At 66.8% G+C, this 13,638-nt stretch carries 12 protein-coding genes; 9 read left to right on the forward strand and 3 right to left on the reverse strand.

What is annotated here, in order from left to right:
* The first annotated feature begins 84 nt into the window (after positions 1–84).
* Positions 85–975, forward strand: a complete 891-nt coding sequence (locus ABIC51_RS16610; protein ID WP_060207907.1) for a LysR family transcriptional regulator — start codon at positions 85–87, stop codon at positions 973–975.
* A gap of 195 nt (positions 976–1,170) precedes the next feature.
* Here ABIC51_RS16610 and andR read toward each other — a convergent pair whose 3' ends face one another.
* Entirely contained in the window at positions 1,171–2,130 is a 960-nt protein-coding gene (andR, locus tag ABIC51_RS16615) for an anthranilate 1,2-dioxygenase regulatory protein AndR (protein WP_027790986.1), read from the reverse strand.
* A 213-nt stretch (positions 2,131–2,343) separates the two neighbouring features.
* Here andR and andAc point away from each other — a divergent pair, with 213 nt between their 5' ends.
* The 5 genes from andAc to ABIC51_RS16640 all read left to right on the forward strand — a co-directional run bounded on the left by andAc (position 2,344) and on the right by ABIC51_RS16640 (position 7,173).
* Positions 2,344–3,615, forward strand: coding sequence for an anthranilate 1,2-dioxygenase large subunit AndAc (gene andAc / locus ABIC51_RS16620; protein WP_059694307.1), 1,272 nt, complete (start codon positions 2,344–2,346; stop codon positions 3,613–3,615).
* Positions 3,616–3,632: 17 nt separating this feature from the next.
* Complete coding sequence (gene andAd, locus ABIC51_RS16625) at positions 3,633–4,118, forward strand: anthranilate 1,2-dioxygenase small subunit AndAd (protein WP_175855025.1); 486 nt, start codon at positions 3,633–3,635, stop codon at positions 4,116–4,118.
* Between the two features lie 20 nt (positions 4,119–4,138).
* Positions 4,139–4,465 carry an anthranilate 1,2-dioxygenase ferredoxin subunit AndAb gene (gene andAb, locus ABIC51_RS16630; protein ID WP_006479527.1) on the forward strand — a complete coding sequence of 109 codons (327 nt, stop codon included), beginning with the start codon at positions 4,139–4,141 and terminating at the stop codon, positions 4,463–4,465.
* On the forward strand, positions 4,455–5,675 hold the full coding sequence (gene andAa / locus ABIC51_RS16635) for an anthranilate 1,2-dioxygenase system ferredoxin--NAD(+) reductase (RefSeq protein ID WP_175862730.1): 1,221 nt from the start codon (positions 4,455–4,457) through the stop codon (positions 5,673–5,675). Before andAb ends, andAa begins: the two co-directional genes overlap by 11 nt.
* 211 nt (positions 5,676–5,886) lie before the next feature.
* A complete protein-coding gene (locus ABIC51_RS16640; protein WP_146252579.1) occupies positions 5,887–7,173 on the forward strand; it encodes a DUF445 domain-containing protein in 1,287 nt (428 codons plus the stop codon).
* A gap of 56 nt (positions 7,174–7,229) precedes the next feature.
* Here the strand turns inward: ABIC51_RS16640 and ABIC51_RS16645 are convergent, their stop codons facing one another.
* Together ABIC51_RS16645 and ABIC51_RS16650 are read right to left on the reverse strand one after the other, a co-directional pair.
* Positions 7,230–7,529: an addiction module antidote protein gene (locus tag ABIC51_RS16645; protein ID WP_021157290.1), complete on the reverse strand. Its 300-nt coding sequence runs from the start codon at positions 7,527–7,529 to the stop codon at positions 7,230–7,232.
* A 3-nt stretch (positions 7,530–7,532) separates the two neighbouring features.
* Positions 7,533–7,850 (reverse strand): type II toxin-antitoxin system RelE/ParE family toxin, encoded by a 318-nt coding sequence (locus tag ABIC51_RS16650; RefSeq protein WP_167562614.1) that lies wholly within the window; start codon positions 7,848–7,850, stop codon positions 7,533–7,535.
* A gap of 360 nt (positions 7,851–8,210) precedes the next feature.
* Between ABIC51_RS16650 and ABIC51_RS16655 the strand changes: the two genes are divergently transcribed.
* From ABIC51_RS16655 to ABIC51_RS16665, 3 genes are all read left to right on the forward strand, one after another.
* Positions 8,211–9,851, forward strand: a complete 1,641-nt coding sequence (locus ABIC51_RS16655) for an acetolactate synthase large subunit (protein ID WP_027790992.1) — start codon at positions 8,211–8,213, stop codon at positions 9,849–9,851.
* A 29-nt stretch (positions 9,852–9,880) separates the two neighbouring features.
* Positions 9,881–11,314 (forward strand): aldehyde dehydrogenase family protein, encoded by a 1,434-nt coding sequence (locus tag ABIC51_RS16660; RefSeq protein WP_027790993.1) that lies wholly within the window; start codon positions 9,881–9,883, stop codon positions 11,312–11,314.
* A 256-nt stretch (positions 11,315–11,570) separates the two neighbouring features.
* The gene (locus ABIC51_RS16665) at positions 11,571–13,154 is read left to right on the forward strand and encodes a Na+/H+ antiporter (RefSeq protein WP_027790994.1); all 1,584 of its coding nucleotides are present in this window, start codon (positions 11,571–11,573) and stop codon (positions 13,152–13,154) included.
* Positions 13,155–13,638 lie beyond the last annotated feature (484 nt).

Genomic DNA, 13,638 nt, shown 5'->3' on the forward strand with positions numbered 1-13,638 from the left:
CTCCTGTTGGTGCACATGGTAGGAATTCCCGCCCCGCGTCGTCCAACACTCTTTCCGACTACTTCCATACCTTTGAGGCATGAAATGGAATTGCGCCAGCTCCGCTACTTCATCGCCGTCGCCGAGGAAATGAACATCACGCGGGCGGCCGAGCGGTTGCACATGACGCAGCCGCCGCTGAGCCGCCAGCTCCAGGCGATCGAGGACGAGATCGGGCTGCCGCTGTTCGAGCGCGGCGCGCGGCCGCTGAAGCTGACGGATGCGGGGCGCGTGTTCTACGCGCAGGCGAAGCGCCTCGTCGACCAGGCCGACGAGCTCGGCCCGCTGACGCGGCGGCTCGCGCAGCTGTCGGAGCGGATCGTGATCGGCTTCGTGCCGTCGACGCTGTACGGCGCGCTGCCGGACGTGATCCGCGCGTTTCGCGAGGCGCAGCCGGACGTCGAACTGTCGCTGATCGAAATGTTCACGCTCGAACAGCTCGGCGCGCTGAAGGGCGGGCGGATCGACGTCGGGTTCGGCCGCCTGCGGTTCGACGACGACCAGCTGGTGCGCGAGGCGCTGATCGAGGAAAAGCTGATCGCCGCGCTGCCGGTCGGGCATCCGCTCGCCGATCCCGATCGGCCTCTCGTGCTCGCGGATATCGCGAACGAGACGCTGATCGTCTATCCGAGCACGCCGCGGCCGAGCTTCGCCGATCAGCAGCTGTCGGCGCTGCGCGACGGCGCGCTGGTGCCGGCGGCCGTGCACGAGGTGCGCGAGCTGCAGACGGCGCTCGGGCTCGTGGCCGCGCAGGTCGGCGTGTCGCTGGTGCCGGAGAGCGTGGAGGGCGTGCGCGTGAAGGGCGTGGTCTACCGGCGGTTGCCGGAGCCGGCCGCGACGTCGCCGATCATCATGAGCCGCCGGCTGCACGGCGAAAGCGCCGCCACGGCCGCGTTCTGCGCGATTGCGCGGGAGATGATCGGGGCGTCGGCCTGACGGGCGTCGCCGCTTTCAAGTATCGCAACTAACGGTCTGTTTCGGCGGGCGCCGGTGGATGCGGAGGGGGTGTCGTAATGTCACGCGCGTCGATGCAAGTGCCGCGCTGGTTTTGCGAGTCGCAGGCCACAAGCCACAAGCCACAAGCCACAAGCCACAAGCCGCATGCCACCGGCCGCGCCAGCGTGCGCGTCGCTATCGCTTCACGTCGAGCGTTTCAGACGGAGACTCGCCGAATTTTTCCCGATAGGCGATCGCGAACCGGCCAAGGTGCGTAAACCCGCAATCGAGCGCGACATCGGCGATCCGCCGGTCGGACGCCGCGCCGCGCAGCAGCTCGCGCGCATGGTCGAGCCGCGTCGCGCGCAGGTATTGCATCGGGCTCATGCCCCGGAACTGCAGGAACGCGTCGCGCAGCGTCCGTTCCGGCACGTTGGCGGCCTGGACGATATCGGCGAGTTGCAGCGGCTGCGCGTAGTGCGCGTCCACGAACTCCTGCGCGCGCCGCAGGAAGCCCGGCGCGGGGTCGCGGTGCGAGGCGTGCAGCACGGACGGCGGGTGGCCTTCGATCAGCAGGTCGATCAGCAGGTGCTCGAGCTGCGACGCGACGCGCGGGTTCGCGTTCGCGCGCTCGAGCAGCTCGGGCGAGCGGGCGACGAGCATCAGTTGCTGGCGCCACGCGGTGAGCGCGGCGTCGCTGACATGCAGCACCGGGTCGAGCGTCGCGCGCGGGTCGCCCGTCAGCGAGCCGACCGTGGCCGCGTCGATGCGCAGCACGAACTGCTCGCAATCGGCCGACAGCACCGCGTCGAAGCGCTCGCCGGGCGCGCACAGCACGCCGGTCTGGCCGTCGACGCCGAGCTGCCGCCCCATCGCGCGCACCTCGGCCTGGCCGGACAGGCAGAACATCAGCAGGTAGTAGCCGTCGACCGCGTCGACCTGCACGCGCATCGCGTCGCCGAATGCGATCGTGCCGATCCCGAGCCCGCCGAGCCGGACGAAATCCATGTGCGACGCGCCATGCGTGCGGCCGTTCGGCAGCAGCGCATGCGGCTGCATCACGCGCGAGATCCGCTCGCGCGTCTCGTCGAGATCGCGGGATTCGAACAGCCGGTGCGCGCGCAGCGCGAGCGGCTCGAACGACGTTGGGGACATGGGCCTCAGCCTTTGTATGAGCGACGCGCGCTTCGATCCGATGAATGGGTCGCGATCGTGCGCAGGGTCGTGTGTGCCGTCATGCTAGCTCAGAAATCCGCCGAAAGTGGATATTGCGCCGCCGCAATCGCACTTTCCGGATAGACGGGGAATATTAGCCTTTCAAAAATGGACTCCATCTTGTTAATGAAACGGAACCACAAGGAGTCCGACATGGAGCAGACAGAATCGCCCGTCGTGTTCGCCTCGCGCGACGACGCGTCCGACGTGAGCTTTCCGCACGACGACGGCTCGCGCGTGCCGTACAAGGTGTTCAGCTCGCAGGCCGTCTACGAACGCGAGCAGGAACGCATCTTTCGCGGCCCGACGTGGAACTTCGTCGCGCTGGAAGCGGAAATCCCGAACGCCGGCGATTTCAAGAGCACGTTCGTCGGCGATACGCCGGTGGTCGTCACGCGCACGGAGGACGGCGCGCTTTCCGCGTGGGTGAACCGCTGCGCGCACCGCGGCGCGCAGGTGTGCCGCAAGTCGCGCGGCAACGCGAGCTCGCATACGTGCGTGTATCACCAGTGGAGCTTCGACAACGCGGGCAACCTGCTCGGCGTGCCGTTCCGGCGCGGCCAGAAGGGGATGTCCGGGATGCCGGCCGACTTCGACCCGAAGCAGCACGGGCTGCGCAAGCTGCGTGTCGACAGCTATCGCGGGCTCGTGTTCGCCACCTTCAGCGACGACGTGATGCCGCTGCCCGACTATCTCGGCGAGCAGATGCGCCCGTGGATCGACCGGATCTTCCACAAGCCGATCGAGTATCTCGGCTGCACGCGCCAGTATTCGAAGTCGAACTGGAAGCTGTACATGGAGAACGTGAAGGACCCGTATCACGCGAGCATGCTGCACCTGTTCCATACGACCTTCAACATCTTTCGCGTCGGGATGAAGGCGCGCTCGATTCCGGATGCGAACCACGGGCTGCACAGCATCATCACGGTGACGAAGACGGGCGACGATACGTCGGCCGCGTACAAGCAGCAGAACATTCGCTCGTTCGACGAAGGTTTCCATCTGGAAGACGAATCGATTCTCGATCTCGTGTCGGAATACGACGAGGACTGCACGAACCATATCCAGCCGATCTTCCCGCAGCTCGTGATCCAGCAGATCCACAACACGCTGGTCGCCCGCCAGATCCTGCCGAAGGGCCCCGACAACTTCGAGCTGATCTTCCACTTCTTCGGCTACGCGGACGATACGCCCGAGCTGCGCGCGCTGCGAATCAAGCAGGCGAACCTCGTCGGGCCGGCCGGCTATATCTCGATGGAGGACACGGAGGCGACCGAGCTCGTGCAGCGCGGCACGGTGCGCGACGGCGACGCGACGTCGGTGATCGAGATGTCGCGCGGCAATCCGGACCAGCAGGACACGGTGATCACCGAAAGCCTGATCCGCAAGTTCTGGGTCGGCTACCAGAAGCTGATGGGCTATTGAAGCGGGAGCGCGGAACGATGGAAAACCTGACGGAAGACATGAAGACGTGGTTCGAGATTTACATGCTCCAGAACCGCTATATCGGGCACCTCGACAACAACCGGCTCGAGGAATGGCCGACGATGTTCACCGAGGACTGCACGTACGAAATCGTGCCGAAGGAGAACGCCGACCTCGGGCTGCCGGTCGGGATCGTCCACTGCACGAACCAGCGGATGCTGCGCGACCGCGTGGTGTCGCTGCGGCACGCGAACATCTACGAAGAGCATACGTACCGGCACATGACGTCGGGCCTGACGATCGTCGCGGAACGTGACGGCGAGATCGACACCGAGAGCAACTACGTCGTCGTGCAGACGCGCAGCAACGGCGAGTCGAACGTGTACCAGGCCGGCAAGTACTACGACACGGTCGTGCGCACGCCGAACGGGCTGCGCTACAAGACCAAGCGGGTGATCTACGACACGTCGCGCGTGCAGACGCTGCTCGCGACCCCGATCTGATACGGAAGCAAGGAACAGTCATGACTGAAGCAACGCTCGCCGAGTGGCATCCGCTCGGCGCTTTCGACGAATTCTCCGAAGACGAACCGGCGGCGCGCGTCGCCGGCCAGAAGCCGATCGCCGTGTTCCGGATCGGCGACGAACTGTTCGCGATGCACGATCTCTGCACGCACGGCCATGCGCGGCTGTCCGAGGGGTATGTGGAGGACGGCTGCGTCGAATGCCCGCTGCACCAGGGGCTGATCGACATTCGCACCGGCGCGCCGAAATGCGCGCCGATCACGGAGCCGGTGCGTACCTATCCGATCCGGATCGTCGACGGGCAGGTGGAAGTCAATGTCGGCTGATCCGTTCGTGATCGTCGGCGCCGGCCACGCGGCGCGGCGCACGGCCGAAGCGGTGCGCGAGCGCGACGCCGCGGCGCGCATCGTGATGATCGGCGCGGAACGCGAGCTGCCGTACGACCGGCCCGCGCTGTCGAAGGATGCGCTGCTGAGCGACGGCGGCGAGCAGCGTGCGTTCGTGCGCGATGCCGCGTGGTACGACGCGCAGCGCATCGAGCTGCGGCTCGGCACGCGCGTCGAGGCGATCGAGCGCGATGCGTTGCGCGTGCGGCTCGACGACGGCGCAACGCTGCCTTATGCGCGGCTCGTGCTGGCGACGGGCTCGCGGGTGCGCACGTTCGCCGGTGAGATCGACGAAGGCGTCACGCCGCATTACGTCCGTACGGTCGACGATGCGCGTGCGTTGCGCGCGCAGCTCGCGCCGGGGCGCCGCGTGGCGGTGCTCGGAGGCGGTTTCATCGGCCTCGAGGTCGCGGCGGCGGCGCGCCAGCTCGGTTGCGACGTGACGGTGATCGATCCGGCGCCGCGCCTGCTGCAGCGCGCGTTGCCGGAAGTCGTCGGCGCGTATGCGCATCGGCTGCACGACGCACGCGGCGTGGTCTTCCGGATGGCGACGCTGCCGCGCGCGATCCGTCGCGCGCCGGGTGGCGGCGCGATCGTCGAGACCGATCGTGGCGACGTGCCGGCCGATCTCGTCGTGGTCGGTATCGGGGTGGTGCCGAATGTCGAGCTCGCGCACGCAGCGGGGCTCGATGTCGACAACGGGATACGTGTCGACGCGGGCTGTCGTACGGTCGATCCCGCGATCTTCGCGGCGGGCGAGGTGACGATGCACTTCAATCCGTTGCTCGGGCGTCACGTGCGGATCGAATCGTGGCAGGTGGCCGAAAACCAGCCGGCTGTCGCGGCGGCGAACCTGCTCGGTGCCGACGAAACCTATGCCGAGCTGCCATGGTTGTGGTCCGATCAGTACGACTGCAACCTGCAGATGCTCGGGTTGTTCGGCAGCGAACGCACGATCGTCGTGCGCGGCGATCCGGCGAACGGGCCGTTCACCGTGTTCGGGCTGGGGGACGACGGCAGGATCGTCGCGGCGGCCGCGGCGAACCAGGGGCGCGACATCGGCGCATCGCGCCGGCTGATCGCGGCGGGGGCGGTGCCCGATCCGGTGAAGCTCGCCGATCCGACGGTGAATCTGAAGACGTTCCTGTAACGGCGGCAGGCGCGGCGAGTATGGCGGGCGCGGTGGACGGATGGCGTCGGCGACGACGTCGCCGGCCGCGCGTTTGCCGGACGATTGCGCGACGTGGCGGGTGACGTCATGCTCGGCGGCGATCGCGCGGGGCCGTCGCGTTTCATGCCGCGCGTTTGTCGGCCGGTGCGAAATCGGGGATATTAGCGGCATCGCCGATTCGCCTGCCGCCATGACGCCAGACAAAGCCCTCGAACTGAAACGCAGCAAGCGCCGCGCGCTGTGGCTGCTGCTGGCCGCCGTCGCGGTGTTCGTCACGACGATCCTGCTGCCGCGTGGCCCGTGGGTCGACGGCTTCAAGGCCGTGGCCGAAGCCGCGATGGTCGGCGCGCTCGCCGACTGGTTCGCGGTCGTCGCGCTGTTCCGCCGTGTACCGATCCCGTTCGTATCGCGTCATACCGAGATCATTCCGAAGAACAAGGACAAGATCGCCGACAACCTCGCGGTGTTCGTGCGCGAGAAGTTCCTCGGCCCCGACGCGCTCGCCGCGCAGATCCGCCAGCACGATCCCGCGCAGAAACTCGGCGCGTGGCTCGGCGAGCCGGCAAACACTGACGCGCTCGGCGGCTATGTGACGAAGCTGATGAGTTTCGCGCTCGACATGACCGACGACGCGCGGATCCAGTCGTTCGTCCACGATGCGTTTCGCGCGGTGATCGACCGGGTCGACCTGTCGCAATCGGCCGGCGCGATCCTCGACACGCTGACGAAGGACGGCCGCCACCAGGTGCTGCTCGACGACGCGATCGAACAGGTGGTCGACGTGCTCGACAAGGAAGAAAACCGCGAGGTGATCGCGGGCTTCATCGTCGAATGGCTGAAGACGCAGTACCCGAAGGTCGAGAAGATCATGCCGACGCAGTGGTTCGGCGAGAACGGCGCGCGGATGCTCGCGAGCGCGGTGAGCCGCGTGCTGGAAGGCGTGGCGGCGGACCCCGAGCACGAGCTGCGGCAGCGCTTCGACCGGACGGTCGTGCGGCTGACCGAGCGGTTGAAGCACGATCCCGCGTTCATCGCGAAGGGCGAGGAGATCAAGCGTTACGTTCGCGACGGCGCCGCGTTCAACGAGTATGTCCGCGACTTGTGGGATCAGTTGCGCGCGTGGCTGAAGGCCGATCTCGCGCGCCCCGATTCGGCGCTGCACCGGCAGGCGGCGACGCTCGGCGGCTGGCTCGGTGCGCGGCTGGCGGAGAGTCCGGCATTGCGTGCATCGCTGAACGAGCATGTCGAGAGGGCCGTGCACGAGATGGCGCCGGATTTCGCGGATTTCCTGATGCGCCATATCCGCGATACGGTGCGCAACTGGGATGCGCGCGAGATGTCGCGGCAGATCGAGCTGAACATCGGCAAGGACCTGCAATACATCCGCATCAACGGCACGCTGGTCGGCGGGCTGATCGGGCTCGGGTTGTATCTGGTGTCGCTGGTGCCGCGCTGGGCAGCCGGCTGGCTGCACTGACGCGGCCACGGATATCGCGGGAGGGCGCGGAGGGTGCGACGGGCCGCGCCCGCGCGTCATGCATGCGCTTTCGCGCCGTGCAGTTGCAGGCCGAGCGCCTTGATGACCTTCAGGATGGTGCCGAAGCTGGGGTTGCCGTCGTGCGACAGCGCCTTGTACAGCCCTTCGCGCGACAGGCCCGCGTCGCGCGCGACCTGCGACATGCCGCGTGCGCGTGCGATCACGCCGAGCGCGTGTGCGATGAAGGCCGGATCGTCGCCGGCTTCCTGCAGGCACGCTTCGAAGTAGTCGGCCATGTCGTCTTCGGTCTTCAGATGGTCGGCCGAGTCCCACGGCCGGGTGCTGATCTTGTCCATCGATTACTCCATGTCGAGGTGCGCGAGCATCGCGTGCGCGGCGCGTATGTCGGCCTGTTGCGTCGATTTATCGCCGCCGCCGAGCAGGATGACCCAGATCGTTCCGCGCCGGACGTAGTAGACGCGATAGCCGGGGCCGTGGTCGATCCGCATTTCGACGACCGGCGAGCCCGCGGATTTCCAGTCGCCCGGATTGCCCATCGACAGGCGGTCGATGCGTGCCTGGATGCGGCGCTTCGCGACGCGATCCCGCAGGCCGGCAAACCATGCGTCGAAGACGTCGGTGGTCCGGATGCTGAACGTAGGCGCACTGTAGGGCATTGATTGCGGTATGTCAACCATGGTTCACAGGTGGGTCGGGCTGGGTCGGGTTATTCGGTAGCCGCTACATTAGGGCTGCCCGCTTCGTTTGCGTGCCAAATGGCCGTTCGGCCGAAGTCGGAGTTCTGCGAATCCGTCTACAATCAATCACGTCTTTGCCGCCCGTGCGCGCTTGCCGCGCGCGGGCGGATCCGTTTGTCCTCCGCTATCCGGAGGCGCCGCCGCGCATCGCTCGTTGCGCGGCGGGCAGTGCCGTGGTTTGTGTCCAGTAGGTAAAGCGTCCGCGTGCCGTAGGCCGGCGCGCGTTCTGAACGCTGCGTGTCCGTAGGCCGGGCAGGCGGCATCAACCGAGAGTCCCCCATGAAAGCATCGGATCTGTTCGTGAAGGCGCTGGAAGCCGAAGGCGTCGAGTACGTGTTCGGCATTCCCGGCGAAGAAAACCTCGATCTGCTCGAATCGCTGCGGCGATCGAAGATCAAGCTCGTGCTGACCCGGCACGAGCAGGCGGCCGGGTTCATGGCCGCCACCTACGGCCGCCTGACGGGCCGTACCGGCGTGTGTATCGCCACGCTCGGGCCCGGCGCGACGAACTTCGTGACGGCCGCCGCGTATGCGCAGCTCGGCGGCATGCCGATGCTGATGATCACCGGGCAGAAGCCGATCAAGTCCAGCAAGCAGGGCCACTTCCAGATCGTCGACGTGGTCGACATGATGCAGCCGCTCACGAAGTTCACGCGGCAGATCGTGTCGATCGGCAACATCCCGTCGGCCGTGCGCGAGGCGTTCCGCCGCGCGGAGGAGGAGCGTCCGGGCGCCGCGCACCTCGAGTTGCCGGAAGACATCGCGCACGAGGAGGGCGACGGCAAGCCGATCCCGCGCAGCTACAGCCGGCGGCCGGTGGCGGAGGAAAAGGCGATCGCGCATGCGGTCGACGCGATCCAGGCCGCGCGCCATCCGCTGCTGATGATCGGTGCGGGCGGCAACCGCAAGACCACCTGCAAGATGCTGCTCGAATTCGTCGACAAGACGGGCATCCCGTTCTTCACGACGCAGATGGGCAAGGGCGTGATCGACGAGACGCACCCGCTGTGGCTCGGCAACGCGACGCTGTCCGACGGCGACTTCGTCCACCGCGCGATCGAGCATGCGGACTGCATCATCAACGTCGGCCACGACGTGATCGAGAAGCCGCCGTTCTTCATGCGTACCGACGACAAGACCGTGATCCACGTGAACTTTCTCGGCGCGCAGGTCGATCCCGTCTACTTCCCGCAGATCGAGGTGGTCGGCGACATCGCGAACGCGGTGTGGCAGATGAAGGAGGCGCTCGCGCCGCAGCCGCACTGGGATTTCTCGCGCTTCACGATGATCAAGGCGCATTTCGACGCCCATCTGGAGAAGGGCCAGCACGATCCGCGCTTCCCGATGTACCCGGTGCGGATCGTCAACGATCTTTACAACGCGCTGCCGGTCGACGGCATCGTCTGTCTCGACAACGGGATGTACAAGATCTGGTTCGCGCGTTACTGGCGCGCGCACGAGCCGAATTCCCTGCTGCTCGACAACGCACTCGCGTCGATGGGCGCCGGCCTGCCGTCGGCGATCGCGACGAAGATCGTGCACCCGCAGCGCAAGGTGATCGCCGTGTGCGGCGACGGCGGCTTCATGATGAATTCGCAGGAGCTCGAAACGGCGGTGCGGCTGAAGCTCGACCTCGTCGTGATGATCCTGCGCGACGACGCCTTCGGGATGATCCGCTGGAAGCAGGAGAACATGAATTTCCCCGATTTCGCGATGACGCTGCAGAACCCCGATTTCGTGTCGTATGCGCAAAGCTACGGCGCGCACGGGCACCGCGTCGAATCGGCCGACGATCTCGAGCCGCTGCTGCGCGAGTGTTTCTCGACGCCGGGCGTGCACGTGATCGACGTGCCGATCGACTATTCGGACAACGAGCGCGTGCTGAACCGCGAGATCAAGCGCCTGTCGGCGCAACTCTGAATGTCCCGTCCACAGGAAGGAGTCGTTCCATGTTGAAGGAAACCTATCCGTACTACCTCGCCAACGAAGCCGTCTACGCGAACACCGATCTGGACGTGACGGACAAGTTCAGCGGCAAGGTCGCGACGCGCGTCGCGCTGGCCGACGCGAAGGCCATCGACGCGGCGATCGGCGCGGCGGTCGACGCCGCGAAGCCGATGCGCGAGCTGCCGGCCTACAAGCGGCAGGCCGTGCTCGACCATTGCGTCGCGCGTTTTCGCGAGCGCTTCGACGAGCTGGCCGAGGCGCTGTGCATCGAGGCCGGCAAGCCGATCAACGATTCGAAGGGCGAAGTGACGCGGCTGATCGACACGTTCCGCGTGGCGTCCGAGGAGTCGGTGCGCATCGACGGCGAGATCATCAACCTCGAGATCTCCGCGCGCGCGCAGGGCTATACGGGCTACACGAAGCGTGTGCCGGTCGGCCCGTGCTCGTTCATCTCGCCGTTCAACTTCCCGCTGAACCTCGCCGCGCACAAGGTCGCGCCCGCGCTCGCGGCCGGCTGTCCGTTCGTGCTGAAGCCCGCGAGCCGCACGCCGATCGGCGCGCTGATCATCGGCGAGGTACTCGCCGAGACCGACTTGCCGAAGGGCGCATTCTCGGTGCTGCCCGCGCATCGCGACGGCGCCGACCTGTTCACGACCGACGAGCGTTTCAAGCTGTTGTCGTTCACGGGGTCGCCGGCCGTCGGCTGGGCGCTGAAGGAGAAGGCCGGCAAGAAGAAAGTCGTGCTGGAGCTCGGCGGCAACGCGGCCGCGATCGTCGATGCGGATCAACGCGACCGGCTCGACTACGTGGTCGAGCGCCTCGCGTTCGGCGCGTACTACCAGTCGGGCCAGAGCTGCATCGGCGTGCAGCGGATCCTCGTCCATGCCGATCTGTACGACGCGCTGCGCGAGAAGCTGATCGCAAAGACGCGTTCGCTGAAGATGGGCGATCCGAAGGATCCGTCGACGTTCGTCGGGCCGATGATTTCCGAATCCGAATCGCGCCGGCTGTCGGGATGGATGGACGCGGCCGTCGCGGCGGGCGCGAAGATCGTTGCGGGCGGCAAGGTCGACGGCGCGATGTTCGAAGCGACGCTGCTGGAAAACGTCGGGCACGAGCAGGACCTGTACCGGAAGGAGGCGTTCGGCCCCGTCGCGATCCTCGAGAAGTTCGACCGGTTCGACGATGCGCTTGCCCGCGTGAACGACAGCGACTTCGGGCTGCAGGCCGGCGTGTTCACCGATTCGCTCACGCATGCGCAGCGCGCGTGGGACGAGCTGGAGGTCGGCGGCGTCGTGATCAACGACGTGCCGTCGTTCCGCGTCGACAACATGCCGTACGGGGGCGTGAAGGATTCGGGCCTCGGCCGCGAAGGGATCCGCTACGCGATCGAGGACATGACCGAGCCGCGGCTGATGGTCGTGCGGCGCCGGTAACGCGGGGCGGGATGCGCGGTGCCGCGACGGCACGCGGGTGGGCGACAAGGCCGGCCCGCGTGCCGTTTTTCATGGCGTCGCGCGCAGCGGGCCGGCGCCGGGCCCCGCCGGGCCCGTATCGTGCCCGCGTGGCGTCGCGTGGCGGGCTGCCGGAACGCGCTCGACTACGGGACTCGCCTCGTGATGTAATCGCGCGAAACTGCCGACCGGGGTACGACGCCGGAAAGCGCGAATTCATTCTTCACGAGGTCGATTCATGTCTCCCGTCTCGGCATTCAAGCTGGTTTTGTTGTCATTTCTCGCGATCGTCGCGCTCGAATGCGTCGCCAAGCGGCTGCGGCTGCCGCCCGCGGCCGCGCTGCTGATCGGCGGCATCGGCATCGCGTTCATCCCCGGCCTGCCGCCGATCGATCTCGATCCCGAACTGGTGCTGCTGGTGTTCCTGCCGCCGCTGCTGATGGACGGCGCGTACTTCTCGGTGTGGGAGGAGTTCAAGCGCAACGTCGGCGGCATCCTGCTGCTGGCGATCGGCGCGGTCGTGTTCACGACGTTCGCGGTCGGCTTCGCCGTGCACTGGGTGGCGCCGTCGCTGCCGTGGGCCGCGTGCTTCGCGCTCGGCGCGATCGTGTCGCCGCCCGACGCCGTTGCGGCGAAGGCCGTGCTCGAACGCGTCGCGCTGCCGCGCCGGCTGATGGTGCTGCTCGAAGGCGAGAGCCTGCTGAACGATGCGGCCGGCCTCGTGCTGTTCCGCTTCGCGGTCGCGGCCGCGCTCACCGGCGCATTCAGCCTCGAGCACGCGGTCGTGCGCTTCGCGGAGCTCGGGCTCGGCGGCGTGGCGATCGGCTTCGTGGTCGGCAAGCTCGTCGTGTGGTTCCTGAAGCAGCTCGACGACGACTATCTCGTGATCACCGTCGCGGTGATCACCGGCTGGATCGCCTATATCGCGGGCGAAATGGTCGAGGTATCGGGCGTGATCGCCACCGTCACGGCCGGCATGATCGTCGGCTGGCATCAGCACGAGGTGTTCTCGGCGGCCGTGCGCACGCGCGGCACCGCGTTCTGGCAGGTCATCGTGTTCCTGCTCGAAGCGATGGTGTTCGTGTTGATCGGGCTGTCGCTGCGCGGCGCGATCCACCGGCTCGGCGGCTTCGAGCAGGTGCTCGCCACGATGGTGCCGCCGATGTTCGCGGTGCTGGCGGCGGTGATCGTGTCGCGCTTCGTGTGGATCTACGCGGTCGAGGCGCTGAAATGGCCGGTGCGCGGGATCGCGCGGCGCGGCGAGGCGCCGGACTGGAAGGCCGCGACGATCATGAGCTGGGCCGGGATGCGCGGCGTCGTCACGCTGGCGATCGCGCTGTCGCTGCCCGAGGCGATGCCCGGCCGCGACGTGATCCTGGTCGCGTCGTTCGCGGTGATCCTCGTCACCGTGCTGCTGCAGGGCACGACGATCGGGCCGCTGATCCGGCTGCTGCGCCTGCCGCAGCGCGAAGAGCGCGCGGCGCACCACCTGACCGAGCCGCAGACGTGGGCGTACGTCGAGGCCGCGCAACTCGCGGCGATCCAGCCGCTCGTGCGCGACGAGAACGGGGTCGTGATCCATCCGCGCCTGCTCGAGCAGTACACGTATCGCGCGGAATTGACCGAACGGGCGAAGGACGAGCCGGCGTACCCGGCGGAAGTGCGCACCGCGCACTACGACGTCGTGCTGGCCGCGATCAGGGCCGGGCGCGCCGAATTGTTGCGCCTGCACCGTTCGGGCCGCATCCACGACGAAATGCTGCACGCGCTCGAACGCGACCTCGACCTGCAGGAAGTGTCCGCGCAGCACGCGCGCGGATAAGGCTGCACGGCACCGTCATGCCGTCATCCAGCGGCCGCTGCCGGCCGACCGGAAGCGCGCATGGGCAGATCGTTGCCCGGCGCGCTCTTTTTCTTCCTCGCGCCCGCCGATTCGGCGCATTTCCATCCGGCCCCAAATGAGGCGGACAACCAGCCTTGCAGCGCATGCAAACCTTATGGCGCCGGTCTCGCAAACGTTATCGTCTTTCGAATCCGGAAATGATCTGATTTAACTGATTCCGTCTCTTTCTGCATATTTGGCAAAACTAAACCGGAAGGAGATAGATGCTGTGTTCTAATTTCATTTAGAATCAGCCGGTTATGTTTATTGAGAGAAAGGATGCGGAGGTAATGCGGCCGCCAACGGGGAGAAATCGGCGTCCGGAGCCCTGCAAGGCCAATGCCGACAGGCCAAATCGGCGGAATCGGGCGGTTTTTTCAACCGCCGAATTAAGATAGCGTCCCAAGTCTGATAAACAACTCCT

The sequence above is a fragment of the Burkholderia sp. 572 genome (genome assembly GCF_040545135.1).
Lineage (GTDB): Bacteria > Pseudomonadota > Gammaproteobacteria > Burkholderiales > Burkholderiaceae > Burkholderia > Burkholderia cepacia.